At 38.6% G+C, this 19,540-nt stretch carries 24 protein-coding genes; 13 read left to right on the top strand and 11 right to left on the bottom strand.

What is annotated here, in order from left to right; genetic code table 11:
• Positions 1–3 precede the first annotated feature (3 nt).
• The 3 genes from TP70_RS06840 to TP70_RS06830 all read left to right on the top strand — a co-directional run bounded on the left by TP70_RS06840 (position 4) and on the right by TP70_RS06830 (position 2,713).
• On the top strand, positions 4–1,323 hold the full coding sequence (locus TP70_RS06840; RefSeq protein WP_044360547.1) for a bifunctional metallophosphatase/5'-nucleotidase: 1,320 nt from the start codon (positions 4–6) through the stop codon (positions 1,321–1,323).
• 85 nt (positions 1,324–1,408) lie between these two features.
• Positions 1,409–2,326, top strand: a complete 918-nt coding sequence (gene lipA / locus TP70_RS06835; protein WP_044360546.1) for a lipoyl synthase — start codon at positions 1,409–1,411, stop codon at positions 2,324–2,326.
• Between the two features lie 18 nt (positions 2,327–2,344).
• Positions 2,345–2,713, top strand: coding sequence for a YutD family protein (locus tag TP70_RS06830; protein WP_044360545.1), 369 nt, complete (start codon positions 2,345–2,347; stop codon positions 2,711–2,713).
• Positions 2,714–2,774: 61 nt separating this feature from the next.
• Here TP70_RS06830 and TP70_RS06825 read toward each other — a convergent pair whose 3' ends face one another.
• A complete protein-coding gene (locus tag TP70_RS06825; protein ID WP_044360543.1) occupies positions 2,775–3,041 on the bottom strand; it encodes a DUF3055 domain-containing protein in 267 nt (88 codons plus the stop codon).
• Between the two features lie 101 nt (positions 3,042–3,142).
• On the opposite strand from TP70_RS06825, the gene TP70_RS06820 reads away from it, so the two are divergent.
• Genes TP70_RS06820 through TP70_RS06810 form a run of 3 tightly spaced genes read left to right on the top strand, consistent with a single transcriptional unit; the run spans position 3,143 to position 5,333 of the window.
• The gene (locus TP70_RS06820) at positions 3,143–3,577 is read left to right on the top strand and encodes a DUF86 domain-containing protein (RefSeq protein WP_044360541.1); all 435 of its coding nucleotides are present in this window, start codon (positions 3,143–3,145) and stop codon (positions 3,575–3,577) included.
• Positions 3,578–4,363 (top strand): TIGR01457 family HAD-type hydrolase, encoded by a 786-nt coding sequence (locus TP70_RS06815; protein WP_044360540.1) that lies wholly within the window; start codon positions 3,578–3,580, stop codon positions 4,361–4,363.
• A gap of 4 nt (positions 4,364–4,367) precedes the next feature.
• Positions 4,368–5,333, top strand: coding sequence for a 2-hydroxyacid dehydrogenase (locus TP70_RS06810; protein WP_044360538.1), 966 nt, complete (start codon positions 4,368–4,370; stop codon positions 5,331–5,333).
• A 50-nt stretch (positions 5,334–5,383) separates the two neighbouring features.
• On the opposite strand, the gene TP70_RS06805 is transcribed toward TP70_RS06810, so the two are convergent.
• The gene (locus TP70_RS06805; protein WP_044360537.1) at positions 5,384–5,719 is read right to left on the bottom strand and encodes a YuzD family protein; all 336 of its coding nucleotides are present in this window, start codon (positions 5,717–5,719) and stop codon (positions 5,384–5,386) included.
• Between the two features lie 103 nt (positions 5,720–5,822).
• Between TP70_RS06805 and TP70_RS06800 the strand changes: the two genes are divergently transcribed.
• Entirely contained in the window at positions 5,823–6,065 is a 243-nt protein-coding gene (locus TP70_RS06800) for a NifU family protein (RefSeq protein ID WP_044360536.1), read from the top strand.
• A 69-nt stretch (positions 6,066–6,134) separates the two neighbouring features.
• On the opposite strand, the gene TP70_RS06795 is transcribed toward TP70_RS06800, so the two are convergent.
• Positions 6,135–7,199 carry an NAD(P)/FAD-dependent oxidoreductase gene (locus TP70_RS06795; RefSeq protein WP_044360535.1) on the bottom strand — a complete coding sequence of 355 codons (1,065 nt, stop codon included), beginning with the start codon at positions 7,197–7,199 and terminating at the stop codon, positions 6,135–6,137.
• 285 nt (positions 7,200–7,484) lie between these two features.
• Between TP70_RS06795 and TP70_RS06790 the strand changes: the two genes are divergently transcribed.
• From TP70_RS06790 to TP70_RS06765, 6 genes are all read left to right on the top strand, one after another.
• A complete protein-coding gene (locus TP70_RS06790; RefSeq protein WP_044360534.1) occupies positions 7,485–7,721 on the top strand; it encodes a YuzB family protein in 237 nt (78 codons plus the stop codon).
• 12 nt (positions 7,722–7,733) lie between these two features.
• Positions 7,734–8,093: a HesB/IscA family protein gene (locus TP70_RS06785; RefSeq protein ID WP_044360533.1), complete on the top strand. Its 360-nt coding sequence runs from the start codon at positions 7,734–7,736 to the stop codon at positions 8,091–8,093.
• A gap of 293 nt (positions 8,094–8,386) precedes the next feature.
• Entirely contained in the window at positions 8,387–9,589 is a 1,203-nt protein-coding gene (locus TP70_RS06780; RefSeq protein ID WP_044360532.1) for an NAD(P)/FAD-dependent oxidoreductase, read from the top strand.
• Between the two features lie 162 nt (positions 9,590–9,751).
• Entirely contained in the window at positions 9,752–11,233 is a 1,482-nt protein-coding gene (locus TP70_RS06775; protein WP_044360531.1) for a leucyl aminopeptidase, read from the top strand.
• Positions 11,234–11,410: 177 nt separating this feature from the next.
• Entirely contained in the window at positions 11,411–12,724 is a 1,314-nt protein-coding gene (locus TP70_RS06770) for a Na+/H+ antiporter family protein (RefSeq protein ID WP_044360530.1), read from the top strand.
• Between the two features lie 24 nt (positions 12,725–12,748).
• The gene (locus tag TP70_RS06765; protein WP_044360528.1) at positions 12,749–13,123 is read left to right on the top strand and encodes a PaaI family thioesterase; all 375 of its coding nucleotides are present in this window, start codon (positions 12,749–12,751) and stop codon (positions 13,121–13,123) included.
• Between the two features lie 104 nt (positions 13,124–13,227).
• Here TP70_RS06765 and TP70_RS06760 read toward each other — a convergent pair whose 3' ends face one another.
• The 8 genes from TP70_RS06760 to kapB form a co-directional block, all read right to left on the bottom strand.
• Entirely contained in the window at positions 13,228–13,584 is a 357-nt protein-coding gene (locus tag TP70_RS06760; RefSeq protein ID WP_044360526.1) for a Na+/H+ antiporter subunit G1, read from the bottom strand.
• Positions 13,562–13,855 carry a Na(+)/H(+) antiporter subunit F1 gene (locus TP70_RS06755; RefSeq protein WP_044360525.1) on the bottom strand — a complete coding sequence of 98 codons (294 nt, stop codon included), beginning with the start codon at positions 13,853–13,855 and terminating at the stop codon, positions 13,562–13,564. Before TP70_RS06755 ends, TP70_RS06760 begins: the two co-directional genes overlap by 23 nt.
• The gene (locus TP70_RS06750) at positions 13,845–14,333 is read right to left on the bottom strand and encodes a Na+/H+ antiporter subunit E (RefSeq protein ID WP_044360524.1); all 489 of its coding nucleotides are present in this window, start codon (positions 14,331–14,333) and stop codon (positions 13,845–13,847) included. The genes TP70_RS06755 and TP70_RS06750 overlap by 11 nt, the downstream gene beginning before the upstream one ends.
• 1 nt (position 14,334) lies before the next feature.
• Complete coding sequence (locus TP70_RS06745; RefSeq protein ID WP_044360523.1) at positions 14,335–15,834, bottom strand: Na+/H+ antiporter subunit D; 1,500 nt, start codon at positions 15,832–15,834, stop codon at positions 14,335–14,337.
• The gene (gene mnhC1, locus TP70_RS06740; RefSeq protein WP_044360522.1) at positions 15,824–16,171 is read right to left on the bottom strand and encodes a Na+/H+ antiporter Mnh1 subunit C; all 348 of its coding nucleotides are present in this window, start codon (positions 16,169–16,171) and stop codon (positions 15,824–15,826) included. Before mnhC1 ends, TP70_RS06745 begins: the two co-directional genes overlap by 11 nt.
• Positions 16,171–16,617, bottom strand: a complete 447-nt coding sequence (locus tag TP70_RS06735) for a Na(+)/H(+) antiporter subunit B (protein WP_103369460.1) — start codon at positions 16,615–16,617, stop codon at positions 16,171–16,173. The genes mnhC1 and TP70_RS06735 overlap by 1 nt, the downstream gene beginning before the upstream one ends.
• The gene (locus tag TP70_RS06730; RefSeq protein ID WP_044360520.1) at positions 16,580–18,997 is read right to left on the bottom strand and encodes a Na+/H+ antiporter subunit A; all 2,418 of its coding nucleotides are present in this window, start codon (positions 18,995–18,997) and stop codon (positions 16,580–16,582) included. The genes TP70_RS06735 and TP70_RS06730 overlap by 38 nt, the downstream gene beginning before the upstream one ends.
• Positions 18,998–19,127: 130 nt before the next feature.
• On the bottom strand, positions 19,128–19,508 hold the full coding sequence (gene kapB / locus TP70_RS06725) for a sporulation phosphorelay system protein KapB (protein ID WP_044360519.1): 381 nt from the start codon (positions 19,506–19,508) through the stop codon (positions 19,128–19,130).
• Positions 19,509–19,540 lie beyond the last annotated feature (32 nt).

The following is a 19,540-nucleotide window of genomic DNA, read 5'->3' as shown; positions in this document are numbered from 1 at the left end:
TCGATGCGTGTAACACTTTACCATACGAATGATATACATAGTCATCTTGATGCGTTCGCAAGCATTTCTGCGTACATGGCGAAACACCGTCCTCAGCTTGATCATCCTTCATTGTACGTCGATATAGGCGACCACGTGGACTTGTCATTGCCTGTTACTGAAGGAACGCTCGGCAAACGAAATGTACAGCTACTGAATGAGGCACAATGCGATATTGTGACAATTGGGAATAATGAAGGGATGACCATTTCTCATGAAGCGTTGAATGCGCTATACGATGAAGCGAACTTTACGGTAACGTGTGCGAATGTTTTTGATGAAGCGGGTAACTTACCGAATCACTTCGTTCAATCACATATTAGAGATGTTGCTGGTGTGCGTTTTCTCTTTGTCGGTGTGACAGCGGCTTTTACACCGTTTTATCGTGCATTAGATTGGGTTGTAACAGATCCACTCGCAGCGATTCAAGATGAAGTACAGCAACATGCAGGGGCATATGACGTCTTAATTGTGTTAAGTCACGCAGGCATCTTTTTCGATGAACAGTTGTGCGAAGTTTTGCCAGAAGCGGATGTAATATTTGGTGCACATACGCATCATCATTTTTTAGAAGGTAAAATGGAAAATGGTGTGTTAATGGCAGCTGCTGGAAAATACGGTCACTTTTTAGGTGAAGTGACGTTGGACATTGAAGATAAAAAGGTAGTCGCTAAAAAAGCAACGTTACATGCGTTGGAGACACTTCCTAAAGTAGAAACGAACTTTGAACAAGAAGGACGAACATTGCTTAATGAAGCGATTGTATCCGAGCCGATGACATTGCAGCGTGAGACGAACTTTATTACGCATGCAACGTATCAACTTGCGCAAAGTGTCCATGAGTTTACAGGTGCGGATTGTACAATTATTAACGCTGGTTTAATGGTTAAAGGGTATGAAAATAAGATATTGACAGAATATGATATTCATCAAATGTTACCGCATCCGATTAATACGGTACGCGCTAAAGTTTCTGGTCGCACGCTGAAAGAAATTTTGATAACAGCACGAGAACAGACGTATATGTATGAGCGGGCACAAGGTTTAGGTTTTAGAGGCGATATTTTCGGTGGTTATATTATATACAATGCTGGTTACATCGCATCGAGCAATCGCTATTTTGTGCAAGGTGAAGAGATTGACGATGAGCGAACGTATTTGCTTGGAACGATTGACATGTACACCTTTGGTCGCTATTTTCCAATGTTAAAAGGGCAGCCGATGGATTATTTGATGCCACAATTTTTACGCGATATTTTTAAAGCGCATTTACAGCGTTTGTAAAACATAAGCCAACTACATTTTATTTTTGTATAAAGTCCGTTATAATAAATAAAGAGTTAAATTTCACAGGAGGGTATCCGCTGCTATGGCTACAAAAAATGAAGAAATTTTACGCAAACCAGATTGGTTGAAAATAAAGTTAAACACCAACGAGAACTACACCGGTCTTAAGAAGATGATGCGTGAGAAGAACTTGCATACGGTATGTGAAGAAGCGAAATGTCCAAATATCCATGAATGTTGGGGTGCACGTCGTACAGCGACATTTATGATTTTAGGTGATGTTTGTACGCGTGCTTGTCGTTTCTGCGCGGTTAAAACAGGTTTACCGAACGAATTAGACTTGGGTGAACCAGAACGTGTGGCTGAGTCTGTTGAGATGATGAACTTGAAACACGTTGTTATTACAGCTGTTGCACGTGACGACTTGAAAGATGCAGGTTCAAACGTCTATGCTGAAACGGTGCGCAAAGTGCGTGAACGCAATCCATTTACAACGATTGAGATTTTACCGTCTGATATGGGTGGCGATTACGAAGCGTTGAAAACTTTAATGGCAGCACGTCCAGATATTTTAAACCACAATATCGAAACAGTACGTCGCTTGTCACCGAGAGTACGTGCGCGTGCGACATATGATCGTACACTTGAATTTTTACGCCGTTCTAAAGAGTTACAACCAGATATTCCGACAAAATCTAGTATCATGGTTGGTCTTGGTGAAACAATTGAAGAAATTCACGAAACGATGGATGATTTACGTGCGAACGATGTTGATATTTTAACAATCGGTCAATATTTACAACCGTCACGTAAACATTTAAAAGTTCAAAAATATTACACACCATTAGAATTCGGTAAGTTGCGCAAAGTTGCGATGGAAAAAGGCTTCAAACATTGCCAAGCTGGCCCATTAGTACGTAGTTCATACCATGCTGATGAGCAAGTAAATGAAGCGGCTAAAGCGAAACAACGTCTTGGTGATGAACAGCTTAATTCATAATTATTAGGTGATGCAAGGATGATCAAGGTAGGCAATCACTATTTCGAATTGATTGAATCATATCGAGATGGTTTTAACGAAGAAGATTTTATTGCACGCTATTCAGAAATACTTGATAAATATGATTTTGTCGTGGGCGATTACGGCTACGATCAATTACGACTGAAAGGTTTTTATCGAGATTCATATAAAAAGGCGGATTTTAACAAGCGTTTTTCTACAATTCAAGATTACTTATTAGAGTACTGTAATTTTGGTTGTGCCTATTTTATTGTTCGTCGCTTGTCAAAACAAGAAGTCGACCAACATCTAACAACAGAAGATGTTAATATTGATGAAGTAGACAAATTAAAAGACGTTAAAATTCAGCCAACCATTCAAAGTTAGTGAACGCACAACACCCTTTATACAGGAGATGATGAACATCTTTTGTATAAAGGGTGTTTTTTTAAACGATGACGTCACGCAAATATTCAGTAATTTCTTTACCTTCTGCTTCATTGACACCAAGAATATATGCGATGTAGCCTTCTTCTTCTAAGTCGTCTGTGCCGATAATACCGAATTTGTTTGTTTGCGTATTGAGCACGAGTGTTTTTCCGTAATGGCGGTCTGTTTGAAGTAAAACTAAATCATAGCGACTTTCTTCACCGATAAAGCCTACGAAACGAATTTGCGACGGTTCTATATCATCATACAAAAACATATCTATCATTATGTAGTGACTCCTTTAAAAATCCATTTATAGTCAGTATAGCGAGAAATGAAGTCCTATGCAAAATTGTGATATGATAGAAAAGAATAGGGGTGACGTGTATGTATTTTGTAAACAAAGAACAATTATCTAAAAAGCTCACATACTTACAACAATTAACGGAAGATTATGAATCAGTAAAAGCCAATCACTACGCATTTGAACGTGTTGCACAGATGTTGATTGAATCATCTGTTGATATCGGCAATATGATTATTGATGCGTTTATTTTACGTGACCCTGGCAATTACAAAGATGTCGTTGATATTTTGGCATTGGAGGGCGCAATTTCTGAAGAGACGAAAGCTGTTTTGCATGAAACAATTGATGTACGTCGTCAATTTGTACATCTTTATGACGAATTAGACAGCACAACGTTAATACCATTGTTTGATCGTGCCGTACCATATTATCAACAATTCATTAAAGAAGTGTTACATTTTTTAGAACATGAAAATGTACCTGTAACAGCATTTGGCAAAGGAGCGCAACAATAGATGAAAACTTACAAAGCATATTTAATAGATTTAGACGGTACGTTATACAGAGGAAGTCAACCGATTGAAGGGGCTGCTGAGTTTATTGCAGGATTGAACCGTTATGACATTCCACATTTATATGTGACAAACAACTCAACGAAATCGCCTGAAGATGTTGTTGAGAAGTTAACGGCTATCGGTATTGAGGCACGCCCTGCGGAAGTCGTGACTTCAGCAATGGCAACAGCTGATTATATTAGCAGTGAAAAGCCGGGCGCAACAGTATATATGATCGGTGATACAGGTCTAAAAACAGCGTTAACAGATGCTGGTTTAACGGTAAAAGATGACATCGAGGTAGATTATGTCGTTGTAGGTTTGGATGAACAAATCAACTATGAAAAGTTAACGAAAGCAACGTTAGCAGTGCAACGTGGTGCGACTTTTATTTCAACAAATAAAGACCCGTCTATTCCGAAAGAACAAGGCTTTTTACCGGGAAATGGTTCTTTAACAAGTGTTGTAACGGTATCTTCAAAAACTGAGCCGATTTTTATCGGTAAACCTGAAACGCCAATTATGCAAAAAGCATTAGACTTGTTGCAGTTGGACAAAGCAGATGTTGCGATGATTGGTGATTTATACGATACGGACATTATGTCAGGCATTAACATTGGTATCGACACCATTCATGTTCAAACAGGTGTTACATCGAAAGAAGAAGCATTAGCGAAAGATGTACCGCCAACATATAGTATTGAAAATTTAACAGTATTATTGGAAGAAATAGAAAAAGGGCAGTGATGATATGGAAAAGATTTTAGTAGCACGCCGTATACCAGAAAAATTTAAGCAGCGATTAGAATTAATAGGCGAAGTAGAAATGTGGGATCATCACTTAACACCGATGCCACGTGAAAAATTTTTAGAGGCAGCAGCGGATAAAACAATTTTACTCGTGACATTGAGTGAAAAAATTGACCGTGCGTTGTTCGAGCAAGCACCGCATCTTAAAATTGTGGCAAATATGGCAGTCGGCTATGACAATATTGATTTGATTGAAGCGGAACAGCGTGAAGTGGTCATTTCAAATACACCACATGTGTTATCAGAAACAACGGCTGAACTAGGATTTTCGTTAATGATGGCGGCGTCACGCCGTTTATCTGAAGCGATTGACTATGTTCGAGAAGGTAAATGGGAAAGCTGGGGCCCTTATTTACTCGCAGGAAAAGATATTTACCGTGCGAAAGTAGGTATCTATGGTATGGGTGAGATTGGTAGAGCGTTGGCCCGTCGTTTGAAAGGTTTTAATGCAGATATTTTGTATCACAATCGTTCACGCAATACGAAAGCAGAACATGAGCTTGGCGCATTTTATACATCATTCGAGACGTTAGTTCGTGAAAGTGACTTTATTGTATGTACCGCACCATCTACGCCTGAGACACAAAATAAATTTAACAAAGATGTTTTCAAAATGATGCGAAACGACGCTATTTTTGTCAATATCGGGCGTGGCGACATTGTCGTGGAAGAAGAGTTGGTAGAGGCGTTAGAAACAGGCGAAATTGCTGGCTGTGCATTGGACGTTGTTCGTGATGAGCCAATTCGTATGGACCATCCATTGTTGAAACTACCAAATGCGATCATTACACCACATATTGGCAGTGCGACAGTGTTAACACGCGATCAAATGATTCAAGCGTGTGTATTAAATATTGAAGATGTCGTACAAGGCAAACCTGCACGTAACCAGGTTTTTGCTAAATAAAGAATTGAAGACGCTAAAATCTTAAAAAGCAAGATTTTAGCGTCTGTTATTTATTGTGCAGAATCTGTTACGCCAAATGTTTCTGTCATATAGCGTTTAAGTGGTTTGAGTTGAATATAACCATCCGCAACATACGCATCGTTCATTGTAATCAGTGGATAAAAAAGTTCATCGTTATGAATTTGTTCTATAAATTGTTCATCATGATCTGTTAAATTGTCGACATCGTGTTGAATATCAATATAAGTGAAAACAAAATCGAGTTCTGGATATTTTTTTGGTAGTAACGTCTGTAACCAATCAAACGTGTTACGAGCGCTCGGCGCATTCACACAACTTGCACATACCGTTTCTGCACCGTATACGACTACACTTACTTTCGTCATTTAAAGTCCCCCTTAGTTATTACAATAGATTTTCAATACCATTTCTATTATAATAAGAAAAAGATAGATTATGAACCATTTAACTTGAAAGGAGGCATTCTATATGCCAACTGAAGATACAACAATGTATGATCAAGTAGCAGAGGTCATTGAAAAGTTACGTCCATTTTTATTACGTGACGGTGGTGACTGTGCATTAGTTGACGTTGAAGATGGAATTGTGAAACTTCAATTGTTAGGTGCTTGCGGAACATGCCCAAGTAGCACGATTACGTTAAAAGCGGGTATCGAGCGTGCACTTGTGGAAGAAGTACCAGGTGTCATTGAGGTAGAACAAGTATTTTAATAAAGTGAATCGAGCATAATAGATAGTGAAAGCCTGTGGCGTGTTTGTTGCCCCAGGCTTTCATGTATGTTAACCGTTATGATGTTTGTAGAGCCATAGCACGCCTGATTTTAAAATCGAAGCGAGACGTCCGGTAACAGTGGTATCCATCAGATACGCAAAACCTTTCTTTTCGCCCAATGCGCCTAAGAAACCTTGAATTTTGATTTCCGGCATTTTTTCAGGAAGTGGTTTGCCTTGCCATATTGTTTTTAAAACATCGGCAATTTGATCCGCTTGTTCTTCAGCAAGTTGCGCACTCGGTGCAAAAGGTAAGTTTGCGCAATCACCAACGACATACACATTTGGGTAGGTTGGAATTTGATGATATTGATTGACCATGACACGATTGCTACGGCTGAGATCTACTGGTAAGTTACGGACAAGTGAAACAGGTTGAATCCCCGCTGTCCAAACGATTAAATCATGCTCATTTTTTGTATCTTTATTGTAAAGTGTCCCTGGTTCCACTTTCACAATATTAGAATTTGGCACAATGGTAACGTCATGTTGATCAAACCATTTTTTGACATAATTGCTTAGTTTTTCAGGAAATTGATTAAGAATGCGATCACCACGGTCATACAAGAAAATTTCAAGGTCATCACGACTCTCACGCAAAGCACTTGCTAGCTCAATGCCACTCAAACCAGCACCCACAATGCCGACTTGTGCGCCGCTCGGCAATTCAGAAATATCATGATACGTTTTACGGGCAGATGCCAACGTTTGAATACTATATGTATGCGTCTTGGCACCTGGCACGTTATGATATTTATCTTCACATCCAAGACCTATGACAAGCTCATCATAATCGACACGTGTCTGTCCAACCGAAACGATTTGGCTGTCGAGATCAATATTTGTGATTTCGCCGTAAACAGTGTTAATACGTTCATCTTTAGGAAAGTTGACACGCACTTCTTTGTCGGACTTTGACCCCGCAGCCAATGCATAGAACTCTGTTTTTAAACCATGATATGGCATACGGTCAATTAACGTGACACGATAATTGTCTGGCAGTGCCTCAGGTAATATTTTAGATAAAATACGCATATTACCGTATCCGCCACCTAATAAAACTAAACTTTTCATCTCTGGACTCCCCTTTAACCATGAAGATTTGAGTGATTGTTGTACATATTCAATGCCCCTTTATATATACAAAAAATCACTCTGAATAACATAAAAGTTTGATAATTGTTCATATTTAATTATAGACTTTTTTTGAAGGGCTTACAATGATAGGAAGGCAGACATTGACGGTAATTTTACAACATGTGAAACAGGAGCTGATCCCCAAGTCGTTATGAGCCGTAACATAGCACGTTGGTATAAACTTTGCTATAATGACATCATTAAATTTAAAGAAGGTGTAAGATGAATCCGATTGTCGAGTTTTGTATTTCAAATTTAGCGAGAGGTTCACAAGCAGTATTTGAAATACTAGATAAAGATCCAAATGTTGATGTATTAGACTATGGATGTTTGCAAAATTGTGGTGTCTGCAGTTCAGGGCTCTATGCACTCGTCAATGGCGACCTTGTAGAAGGTAATACATCTGATGAATTGTTACAAAATATTTATGCACATATAGAAGAAACGTGGTTATTTTAAGGAGGATTTCAAATGTCTACAGTAACATTAACTGAAGCGGCAGCGTATGAAGTGAAAGATATGTTGAAACAAAATGATATGCCAGACGGTTACTTGAAAGTCAAAGTCAACGGTGGGGGTTGTACAGGTCTTACTTACGGCATGACGGCGGAAGCAGAGCCGGGCGAACAAGATGAAGTGCTTGAATTTTACGGCTTAAAAGTACTCGTTGATCCAGAAGATGCGCCAATTTTAAACGGGACAACGATTGACTTTAAACAATCATTAATGGGTGGCGGTTTCCAAATCGATAATCCAAATGCCATCGCATCATGTGGTTGTGGTAGTTCTTTCCGCACTGACAAAGTTGCAGGTACACCTGAAGAGTGTTAGTGGTCCCTTAATCATTGAAATATATAAGCTAAAATTGATGTCTAGGAATGATCAAATGGTTGGTTATTCCTTTTTTGATTTTGAAGCGCTTACATCAAATGCTTTTTTGATAGATTTATACGATATAATATCGCTATTAAATAAGAAAGAAATTGCGTGAAAGCTTGAATTCACGTATAAAAAAATATAAACTAATAAGTGACTAACTTTTGACAATTTGTGTACTGTTTTAAAAATGTGGGTATACAGTATCAAATGTATTAATAATATTATGAAGGAACAGGTGAAGTAGAATGGCAGAACGTAAAAAAGTACTCGTTTTAGGTGCTGGATATGCAGGCTTGCAAACTGTTGCAAAACTCCAAAAACAACTTTCAGAAGAAGATGCGCAAATTACATTAATTAACAAAAATGATTACCACTATGAGGCGACTTGGTTACACGAAGCGTCAGCTGGTACATTGAACTATGAGGATGTTTTATATCCGATTGCAAGTGTTCTTAAAAAACATGTTAAATTTGTAAAAGCTGAAGTGACTAAAATTGATCGCAATGCGAAAAAAGTTGAAACAACAAATGGTATTTTCGACTTTGATATTTTAGTTGTTGGATTAGGTTTTGAATCAGAAACATTCGGTATTGAAGGTATGAAAGAACATGCTTTCCAAATTGAAAATGTAAATACAGCACGTCAAATTTCTCGTCATATTGAAGATAAATTTGCAAACTATGCTGCTTCAAAAACAAAAGATAACAAAGATTTAGCCATCTTAGTAGGTGGCGCAGGCTTCACAGGTGTTGAATTCTTAGGTGAATTAACAGACCGTATTCCTGAATTAGCAAATAAATATGGCGTTGATCAAAGCAAAGTGAAAATCACTTGTGTTGAAGCAGCACCAAAAATGTTACCAATGTTCTCAGATGAGTTGGTAAACCACGCGGTAAGCTACTTAGAAGAACGCGGTGTTGAGTTCAAAGTAGGTACACCAATCGTTGCGGCAAACGAAAAAGGTTTCGTTGTTAAAGTTGACGACAAAGAACAACAATTAGAAGCGAATACAGTTGTTTGGGCTGCAGGTGTACGTGGTAGCCACTTAATGGAAAAATCATTCGAAGGCGTGAAACGTGGTCGTATCGTTACAAAACAAGATTTAACAATCGATGGTTACGATGATATTTTCGTAATTGGTGATGTATCTGCATTCATCCCAGAAGGCGCTGACCGTCCACTACCAACGACTGCACAACTTGCAATGCAACAAGGTGAAAAAACAGCAACAAATATTAAACATATCTTAAAAGGTGAACCAACTGAAAACTTCACATATGCTGACCGTGGTACAGTATGTTCTTTAGGTCGTCATGATGGTGTAGGTGTTGTATTTGGTCGTGAAATCACTGGTAAAAAAGCAGCATTTATGAAACGTGTTGTTGACACACGTGCTGTTTTCAAAATTGGTGGTTTAGGTTTAGCTTACAAAAAAGGTAAATTCTAATAACGTATAAATAAGTTAGTGTCACATGTTGAGCGACGCTTACACATAAATGGAGTGCATACATCACGTATGTGCTCTGTTTTTGTAAATACGCATATATAGAGTCGTAGTTATATTATTTGTTACAATAAAGACAATAGTGATGAAAGGGGCAAGAAAGATATGGTTAAAGAAACAGAACAAACAATCATTCATGTGATTGGTGTGCCGGATCAGTTCAATCAGTATGTGGATGGGGCGATTGCTGATGAGGCGTTACTTGAAGCACTCCAAACATTAAAAACAAAGAAATTTATTAAAGGACATGTTGGGGCAGTCTCTCACGTACCAGTCACTTTAAACGATGAACACCATACAGTTGTCACTGTCGGTCTCGGTAATCATAATCAGCGACAACAGCGTGATTATTTAAAAATATGGGGAACGCTATTTCAATATTTACAACGTGAACGCTTCACACATATTAAATTATATGCGAAGACATTTCTTGCAAAGACGATTGATGCAGCAGCGATTTTTCAAATGATGGGTTTACAATTAGAACAAGCGACGTATGAATTTGATAATTATCGTTCAGATAAAAAAGCGCCATTTGAATTGGAGATTGAATGGACATCTCAAGAAGACAGTGACGCATATGAACATGCTGTGGCAGCAGGGCAGAAATTAGGGCGTGCGATTAACTATGCGCGTACGTTAGGCAATATGCCACCTAATATTTTAACGCCAAATTATTTAGCGACATTAGTCCAACAGCATTTTGAAGAAACATTGGTTGAAGTAGATGTGAAAGATGACAAAGCATTGCAACAAGAAGGTTTCGGCTTAATTCATGCAGTGGGGAAAGGGTCTGTGAATCCACCACGTTTGATTACGTTGAAATACGACGGCGATCCTGACAACACAGAAAATATGATTGCACTCGTCGGCAAAGGGATTACATATGATTCTGGTGGTTATTCCATTAAGTCTAAAACCGGCATGCCAACGATGAAATTTGATATGTGCGGGGCAGCGAACGTCATTGGTATGGTGGATGCTATTGCCAACTTGCATTTAAAGGTGAACGTGGTTGCTGTAATTGCGGCTGCAGAAAATATGATTGCGAACAATGCAATGAAGCCTGATGATGTGTTTACAGCATTAAGTGGCGAAACGGTAGAAGTTCCGAATACGGATGCAGAAGGACGCTTAGTGTTGGCTGATGCGTCGTACTATGCAAATCAGTTTGCACCAAACTTGATCATTGATTTTGCGACATTAACAGGTGCAGCGATTGTGGCACTTGGTGAAGATAAAGCAGCGATTTTCAATAAAAATGTTGATCACAAGTTATTGCAAAGTTTATTAGATACAGCGCAACAAGTGGATGAAGCGGTGTATGAATTACCAATTACAGATACAGAACGTCGTAATATTAAAACATCTGATGTGGCGGATTTAACGAATCACGTCAATGCACATGGTAAAGCCTTATTCGCAGCAGCATTCGTCACGCATTTTAGTGGCGAAACACCACATTTGCATGTTGATATTGCAGGTCCCGCAACGACAACGAAGTCTTCGTACAAAGGACCAAAAGGACCAACGGGTTATATGATTCCAACAATCGTGAATTGGATGATGACACAATACCATCAGTAAATGATATACGTTAGAAAACAAGGAGGCACAAGTTTCTTTGTTTTCTTTCTTTTATAGTGTAAATATTTTCAAAATATTTGTCATAATTTTAAAACAACATGTTGACTAAATGAGAGACACTTGTTATATTGTACACACAATACTTTAACTCGATAATGAACTAAAGGAGCGGACGGAATGAATGCAGTATTAATTGCAGTATTACTAATGATTATTTTATGTTTATGTCGATTAAACGTTGTCATTAGTTTATTTATTAGTGCGCTGATGGGTGGCATTATTGCAGGTCTATCAGTAGAAAAAACGATTTCGGTGTTTACCTCTAATATCGTAGACGGTGCAGAAGTAGCATTGAGTTACGCATTACTAGGAGGATTTGCAGCACTGATCTCATACAGTGGTATTACAGATTATCTTGTACAAAAGGTTATTCGTGCAATTCGTGCGGAAGATACGAAAGTGTCTCGTATTAAAGTGAAAAGTGTTATCATCTTGAGTTTATTAGTGCTCAGCGTGATGAGTCAAAACGTAATACCCGTCCATATTGCGTTTATTCCGATTGTAATTCCACCATTACTCAGCTTATTTAATGAATTGAAAATGGACCGTCGTCTTATCGCAATCATCATTGGCTTTGGGCTTTGTTTCCCATACGTGCTGTTACCATTTGGTTTCGGTCACATTTTCCAAGAGATCATTCAAAAGGGATTTGAAAAAGCACAACACCCAATTGAATTCTCAATGATTTGGAAGGCTATGTTGATTCCGGCAAGTGGTTATGTCATCGGGCTTGTTTTAGCAATGATCTATTATCGCAAGCCACGTGAATATAGAGCGATTGATACAACAAATGAAGTCAAAACAGCAGAATTAAAACCATATGTTCTCGTTGTAACAGTAATTGCGATTTTAGCGACATTTATCGTACAAACAGTCATTGATTCGATGATTTTCGGTGCATTAGCAGGGGTGCTCGTCTTTTTCTTATCCGGTGCTTATGCATGGCGTAAGTTAGATGACCAGTTTGTAGACGGTATTAAAATTATGGCGTACATTGGCGTTGTTATTTTAACAGCCAATGGTTTTGCAGGTGTTATGAATGAAACAGGCGACGTTCAAAAGCTTGTCGAAGGTCTAACAACGATTGCAGGAGATAACAAATTTATTAGTGTTGTATTGATGTATGTGATTGGTTTAATTGTAACATTAGGCATTGGATCATCATTTGCGACGATTCCAATTATTTCTGCACTATTTATCCCGTTTGGTGAATCAATCGGTTTGAGTACTATGGCATTAATTGCCTTAATCGGTACAGCCAGTGCGCTAGGCGATTCAGGATCACCAGCCAGTGATTCGACACTTGGACCAACAGCTGGTTTGAACATTGACGGTCAGCACGATCACATTCGTGACACGTGTATCCCGAACTTTGTATTTTATAATATTCCGCTCATTATTATGGGGACAATTGCAGCACTTGTATTATAATACAGAGTGAAAGTAGGGAGTATGATGACAAACTTAGTAGAACTGTTAGAAATGCAAGTTATAGCGCAACGTACAGGTTACATTAAAATGTCAATGCCCGTAAGCGATCGTGTGAAACAACCGTTTGGCTATTTACACGGTGGGGCAACCATGGCATTAGGTGAAACGGCATGTTCAATCGGTTCGGCCAATTTAGTAGATACAACAAAAGAAATTCCTGTCGGCTTAGAAATGAATACGAACCATATGAAGTCAGCAACAGATGGATATGTGTATGCTGAAGCAACGATTTTACATCAAGGGCGCACAACACACGTATGGGATATTCGTATCACAGATGATAAAGGGGCATTAATTAGTGTGATGCGTGGCACATTGCTCATTAAAACACGTAAATAAATAACAACAATTAAGTGGAATGGCTTAACGGCTGTTCCGCTTTTTTGTGCATAATAAAAAGCGCACAATCAACTCACATTGACTGTACGCTTTGATAAATGTGCTTATAGCTTCGTGCCATCAAGGTCTTTTTTCACTTCATCTAGTTTTAAACGTTTAGAAGCAGGTGTTTTCAAGTTGTAGGCTGCTTTTAATACCATGTGACTGGCGATAGGGCCGGTAATAAATACGAACACAATCCCAATCAATAGGTGGAAGTTTACGTAGCCTTCTTTACCGATAAAGTAAATAAATGTACCTGTGAGCAATAACATCGTACCGAGTGTCGCCGCTTTACCGGCAGCATGTGCACGTGAATACACATCGTCTAAGCGCAACATACCGATAGCAGCAAGTGCGCTAAATAAGGCACCTGTAATAACAAGGATGAGGCCGATACTAATCACGATTGTTTCTGTCATGTTCAATCACCTCTCCTTTATCCATAAATTTAGCGAATACGGCTGTACCTAGGAAGGCAAGAATCCCAATAAGAAGAATCGTTACAATCATATAACGTGTGCCTAAAATAATAGAGAACAAGCCGATGACTGCCATCAGTTGTATCCCAATCGCATCTAATGCGACAACGCGGTCAGGCAAAGATGGTCCCATAATTACGCGTACGAGAATTGCTAAAATGGAGAGTACGACAATCACGAGTGCAATAATAATAAAGATATCATAGTTCATCGTATTCACCGACCTCTCTTACAGCTTTTTCGAGTGACCCTTTAATTGCTGCGACTTCTTCTTCTTTTGTAGAGAAGTCTAAGCAATGGATGTATAAACGTTTCATGTCGTCATTGACCCCAATCACGACCGTACCAGGTGTTAAAGTGATGAGGTTGGAAAGTAGGGCAACTTCCCATTTGTATTTCAAGTCTGTTTCATATACAAAGAATGCTGATTCATTTTTAATCTGAGGTTGAAGAATAATACGCAATACGCCGATATTCGCTTTGATTAATTCTGAAATAAAAACGAATACAAGTTTCACAACGTTATACAGTGTTACAACATAAAAGCGACCAGGTAACAGTTTACGCATAAGGAACACAAGCCCCATAGCGAATAAGTAGCCGAGAACGAAAGAGTTCATCGTGTAACTGCCTGATAAAAATAACCAAAAGATCGCAAGTGCTAAGTTTACAACGATTTGTACTGCCATATTACTTCACCTCCAATACACTATTAATATAACTATCTGGTTGATAGAACGACTTCGCAGCTTCAGCAACGATTGGATAAAGTTCTCCAGCGAATAAACCGAATGCGACAGTAATAACAACAGCTAGGATAGACACGGCAAGTAATCCTCTGTGATGTAAGTGTGGATTAAAGACATAGCCATAACTTTTACCGAAAAAGCCGTTTAAGAAAATGTTAATAACTGAATACAGAACGACTAGGCTTGAAAGCAATACGATAATCCCACTCACGTAGAAGCCACGTTCAAATGTTGCTTGAACGATGTATAACTTACCATAGAAACCACTGAATGGCGGAATCCCGGCTAAGCTTAACGCCGCAATAAAGTATGTCCAACCAAGCACAGGATAGTGATGGATCAAGCCACCAAAGTCACGTAAATCTGTTGTTTTTGTAATTTTATACATAATCCCAATGAGGAAGAACAGTGCTGCTTTCACAAGCATGTCGTGTAATGTATAGTAAATCGCACCGACAATACCTGTTTCGTTCATCATTGCCACACCGACTAAGATAACGCCGACTGCAATCATAATGTTGTATAAAATAATACGTTTTGTATCTCTAAAGCCGACAGCACCGACACAACCGAAAATAATTGTCAGTAGCGCAAGTGCTAAAATCGTGTAATGCGAGAATGTCAACGTATCATGGAAGAACAAGCTCATCGTACGTGCAATCGCGTATACACCTACTTTTGTAAGCAATGCACCGAAGAATGCGATAATCGCAAATGGCGGTGCATAATAAGCGCCTGGTAACCATACATACATTGGGAATGCACCGGCTTTTGTTGCGAATACAAAGATGAACAAAATAAAGACGATGCTGACAAGACCCGGATGTGATTGATACACTGAATCAAGTTTGACACTAATGTCCGCCATGTTTAACGTCCCAACAACGGAGTACAAAATACCGACTGCAATGACGAAAAATGCAGAGGATACGACGTTCACAAGTAAGTATTTAACACTTTCTTGAAGCTGAATTTTTGTACCACCAATCACCATTAAACCGTATGATGCCATTAAAAAGACTTCAAAAAAGACGAATAAGTTGAAAATATCGCCTGTAATAAAGGCACCATTGATACCAGTTAACATGAACATCACTGTGAAATAGTAATAATACGTTTCACGATGAAGCCCAATCGACTGATATGAAAATAAAATAATCAAGATTGTAATAATAACACTTGTTGTAACGAGTAATGCACTGAATAAGTCCAAGACAAACACAATGCTGTAAGGTGCTTTCCACGATCCGAGTTCAAGTACAATTGGATGACCTGCTTGCCATACGTTATAAAGATTCAGCAATGCAAAGCCCAGTGTCACGAGTGCACCCGTTAACGCCACGTAGCGTTTAATGAAAGGGCGTAAACCGATAAATAATAAAGAAATGGCTGTAATCACTGGCACAACAAGTACCATGACGAGTAAGTTCTCATTCATCATCTTCTTGTGGCACCCCTTTCATACGTTCTACGTTATCTGTGCCCAGCTCTTTATAGCTTCTAAATGCTAGTACTAAAAAGAATGCTGTCACGGCGAATGAAATAACAATCGCTGTTAAAATCAATGCTTGTGGAATAGGATCGACATAGTTACTCACGCCTTCTTCATAAATCGGCACATTCCCTGTCTTTAATCCACCCATTGTTAAAATAAATAAGTTTGCGGCATGTGATAATAAAGCTGTTCCAATAATAATTCTGATTAAACTTTTAGACAGAATGAGGTAAACGCTAATAGAAGTTAAAAAGCCACAAACAAGAATCAATACTATTTCCATTACTCATTCTCTCCAATCGTTAGAATTATCGTCAATACCGTTCCGACTACGACAAGCAATACACCTGTATCGAATATAACAGCCGTATGCAAATGCATAGGTGCTAATAGTGGAAGCGGAATATCAAATGACGTATGTGTAAAAAAGTTCTTACCATAGGTCCAACTTAACATTGGCGCACTTACACAAAATGTTAGGCCTAATCCAATGAGTTTTTTGAAATCCCATGGAAAAACTTTACGTAGCGTCTTTACATCAAATGCAACTGCGATAATAACGAGTGAACTCGAAACGAGCAGTCCACCGATAAAGCCGCCACCCGGTGTATAATGTCCAGCTAGAAAGAGTGAGAAGCCGAACATCATGATAAGGAAAAAGATAATAAGTGCTGAATACTGCGAAATCAAATCATTTTTTTGCCTGTTCAATCTTCTCCACCCTTTCATAACCATTTTTGTGTTTCGCACGTAATTTAATTAACGTGTAAATACCCATACCTGCAATACCGAGTACAGATGACTCGAATAATGTATCGAGACCACGGAAGTCTACTAAAATAACGTTAACCATGTTTTTACCTTGTGCTAAGTCGTAAACATGTTCTTTATAAAAACTACTAATCGAATCAAAATGACGGTTGCCGTATGCAATTAAACCGAGAATCGTTACTACTGCACCGACACCAATAGAAACGATGATGTTTCCAATTTTATAAGAAGTTGTTTCATTATAACGACTCATATTTGGTAAATGATAGAAACATAATAAGAACAATGCTGTTGAAATGGTCTCAACGACGAATTGCGTCAATGCTAAGTCTGGTGCGTTGAAGAAAATGAAAAAGATCGCCATTGAATAACCGACTGCACTTAACATGATAATGCTGAACAAACGCGAACGTGCAAACATAATCATTGTTGCAGCGACAATAATCGTAATAACAGAAATCATTTCGTACAGACGAACCGGTGATACTTTCACAAAATCAAACGTAAATGGTACGAATACCAACGTTACGAATGTAATTAAAATCATCATTGAGAAAATAATGACTAAGTTATTACGAATAAAACCTGTCATGTACGTGCGTGTAATTTGTGTCGCATAGTAAGGCGTGTAACGACCTGTTTGATCGTACCAGTGGTTTAACGTTAAAGCTTTTGGCAATTTGCGTAAAACCGGGACCCAGTATTTGAAAGTTACTAATAACACAGCACCAACAATATAAATGATTAAAGTCGCAAAAAATGCTGGCGTGAAACCGTGCCACATATGGAATTCCGCATGAACAGTATCCACATTTGCGATTGCTTTCGCTGCCGGCTCTACAAATGGTGCTGATACAAGACTAGGGAATAATCCGATTGCAATAACTAAAATAGCTAAAATCGTTGGCGAAATATTCATCAAGATTGACGATTCGTGCGCTTTATGTGGTAGTGCATCTGGTTTGTATTCACCAAGGAAGATTTCCGAGATGAATTTGAATGAATAAACAAACGTAAACATACTACCAACAATCGCAACGATAGGTAACAATAAGCCAACAGTATTTAAGCTGAAAATACCTGCTTCTGTTACAGTCAACATAGCTTCTAAAAATTGCTCTTTCGATAAGAAACCGTTAAATGGTGGAACACCAGCCATACTTAACGCGGTAATAATCGACAATGTGAATGAAATCGGCATAATCGTCATAAGACCGCCTAATTTTTTAATATCACGTGTTCCTGTTGCATGGTCAACGGCACCAGTAATCATAAATAGCGCACCTTTAAACGTTGCGTGGTTAATCAAGTGGAAAATCGCCGCGCTGAATGCAGCAAGATAAAGTTGACTTTCCGCACCTTCAAAATGATAACTCACCGCACCGATACCGAGCATCGACATGATCATACCGAGCTGAGAAACAGTTGAAAAGGCAAGAATTCCTTTTAAATCTTGTTGTTTCGTTGCATTCAATGAACCCCAGAAGAGGGTAACGAGACCGAATGCTGTGACCGTCCAAATCCAACCTTGTGATACTGCAAAGATAGGTGTTAGACGGGCGATTAAATAAATCCCTGCTTTAACCATCGTTGCTGAGTGCAAATACGCACTGACGGGTGTTGGTGCTTCCATCGCATCAGGTAACCAAATGTAAAATGGAAACTGTGCGGATTTTGTCATCGCACCAAGAATAATAAATACCATCGCTAATACGAAAAATGGCGATGATTGGATACTTGAGACGTTTTCAATGATTTCTCGAATGCGCCATGTACCAGCAGCTTGATGAAGTAAGATAAAACCACCGAGTAGTGATAAGCCACCAAAAACAGTGATCATCATAGATTTCATCGCACCGTAGCGTGATTTTTCTTTATGACGCCAGAATGAGATGAGTAAGAAACTAGAGAATGATGTGAGCTCCCAGAAGAAGTAGAGTACTAAAAGGTTATCTGAAAGAACCACACCAAGCATCGCACTCATAAAAATTAATAGGTAACAGTAGAAGTTACCGAGTTGCTCTTGTTGACTTAAATAACTTATAGAATAGAGTACGACTAGGCTACCAATACCTGTTATTAATAAACTGAATAAAAGGCTGAGCCCATCTACATAAATGTCAAAGTTCATACCGATTTGTGGCATCCATGCAGCGGACTGTTCTGTATAATGTCCGGACATAGTAGGTTTGATATACGATAAAAAGTATATAAACAACACAAAAGGAATCGGTAACACAAACCATCCTAAATGTATGCGTTTATAGAAGCGATACAAAATAGGAATGAGCAGTGCAAATATCAGCGGTAAGAGAACCGCAATATGTAACCAACTCATAAATTGTCCTCCCTTAAAAAATAATACGATATGCTTATTATACATGATTATGAATAGTGTGAAAAACATGACCCATCGCATTCGTACGCATGTTCAAGTCACTTTTAAATAAGAAGAAATGTATTCATTTTTATTTAAAAGACACTTTATATTGTCGCCCATAATCAACTTTCAAATTTTCAAGACATTGTAAAGCTGTACGCGTATATGGCGTATCTGTTTGATGCAGTTCAGTCTCTAACGCTGTTAATGCTTGCTGCAACGAATCCGTATAGTCTTGACGTTCGCCGTCGAAAGGCTTTAACTTACTTTGTGACGTATAGCGTTTCTCATAGAGACTTAATGCTTTGCGCTCATGAAAGAACACACCTTCCACTTCATTTGGACTATGTAAGTCACCTTGTTTCGGATGTTTAATGACTTGAACGACCTTTACTAACGTTTGATCGCTCGTATCATCAACGACCTCAACAACATAGACACCTGTTTTATGTGCAAAACGATAAAGCATGTTAATTCCATCCTTTCTCAAATGTGTTAAAA

Source organism: Staphylococcus microti (assembly GCF_000934465.1).
In the GTDB taxonomy this organism is placed as follows: Bacteria; Bacillota; Bacilli; order Staphylococcales; family Staphylococcaceae; genus Staphylococcus; species Staphylococcus microti.
This window is presented reverse-complemented; position numbering and strand designations above follow the sequence as displayed.

Coding starts and splice junctions, on each gene's coding strand:
- TP70_RS06840 (WP_044360547.1), top strand. CDS start 4: ATGCGTGTAACACTTTACCATACGAATGATATACATAGTCATCTTGAT.
- lipA (WP_044360546.1), top strand. CDS start 1,409: ATGGCTACAAAAAATGAAGAAATTTTACGCAAACCAGATTGGTTGAAA.
- TP70_RS06830 (WP_044360545.1), top strand. CDS start 2,345: ATGATCAAGGTAGGCAATCACTATTTCGAATTGATTGAATCATATCGA.
- TP70_RS06825 (WP_044360543.1), bottom strand. CDS start 3,041: ATGATAGATATGTTTTTGTATGATGATATAGAACCGTCGCAAATTCGT.
- TP70_RS06820 (WP_044360541.1), top strand. CDS start 3,143: ATGTATTTTGTAAACAAAGAACAATTATCTAAAAAGCTCACATACTTA.
- TP70_RS06815 (WP_044360540.1), top strand. CDS start 3,578: ATGAAAACTTACAAAGCATATTTAATAGATTTAGACGGTACGTTATAC.
- TP70_RS06810 (WP_044360538.1), top strand. CDS start 4,368: ATGGAAAAGATTTTAGTAGCACGCCGTATACCAGAAAAATTTAAGCAG.
- TP70_RS06805 (WP_044360537.1), bottom strand. CDS start 5,719: ATGACGAAAGTAAGTGTAGTCGTATACGGTGCAGAAACGGTATGTGCA.
- TP70_RS06800 (WP_044360536.1), top strand. CDS start 5,823: ATGCCAACTGAAGATACAACAATGTATGATCAAGTAGCAGAGGTCATT.
- TP70_RS06795 (WP_044360535.1), bottom strand. CDS start 7,199: ATGAAAAGTTTAGTTTTATTAGGTGGCGGATACGGTAATATGCGTATT.
- TP70_RS06790 (WP_044360534.1), top strand. CDS start 7,485: ATGAATCCGATTGTCGAGTTTTGTATTTCAAATTTAGCGAGAGGTTCA.
- TP70_RS06785 (WP_044360533.1), top strand. CDS start 7,734: ATGTCTACAGTAACATTAACTGAAGCGGCAGCGTATGAAGTGAAAGAT.
- TP70_RS06780 (WP_044360532.1), top strand. CDS start 8,387: ATGGCAGAACGTAAAAAAGTACTCGTTTTAGGTGCTGGATATGCAGGC.
- TP70_RS06775 (WP_044360531.1), top strand. CDS start 9,752: ATGGTTAAAGAAACAGAACAAACAATCATTCATGTGATTGGTGTGCCG.
- TP70_RS06770 (WP_044360530.1), top strand. CDS start 11,411: ATGAATGCAGTATTAATTGCAGTATTACTAATGATTATTTTATGTTTA.
- TP70_RS06765 (WP_044360528.1), top strand. CDS start 12,749: ATGACAAACTTAGTAGAACTGTTAGAAATGCAAGTTATAGCGCAACGT.
- TP70_RS06760 (WP_044360526.1), bottom strand. CDS start 13,584: ATGACAGAAACAATCGTGATTAGTATCGGCCTCATCCTTGTTATTACA.
- TP70_RS06755 (WP_044360525.1), bottom strand. CDS start 13,855: ATGAACTATGATATCTTTATTATTATTGCACTCGTGATTGTCGTACTC.
- TP70_RS06750 (WP_044360524.1), bottom strand. CDS start 14,333: ATGGCAGTACAAATCGTTGTAAACTTAGCACTTGCGATCTTTTGGTTA.
- TP70_RS06745 (WP_044360523.1), bottom strand. CDS start 15,834: ATGATGAATGAGAACTTACTCGTCATGGTACTTGTTGTGCCAGTGATT.
- mnhC1 (WP_044360522.1), bottom strand. CDS start 16,171: ATGGAAATAGTATTGATTCTTGTTTGTGGCTTTTTAACTTCTATTAGC.
- TP70_RS06735 (WP_103369460.1), bottom strand. CDS start 16,617: ATGAAAGGGTGGAGAAGATTGAACAGGCAAAAAAATGATTTGATTTCG.
- TP70_RS06730 (WP_044360520.1), bottom strand. CDS start 18,997: ATGAGTTGGTTACATATTGCGGTTCTCTTACCGCTGATATTTGCACTG.
- kapB (WP_044360519.1), bottom strand. CDS start 19,508: ATGCTTTATCGTTTTGCACATAAAACAGGTGTCTATGTTGTTGAGGTC.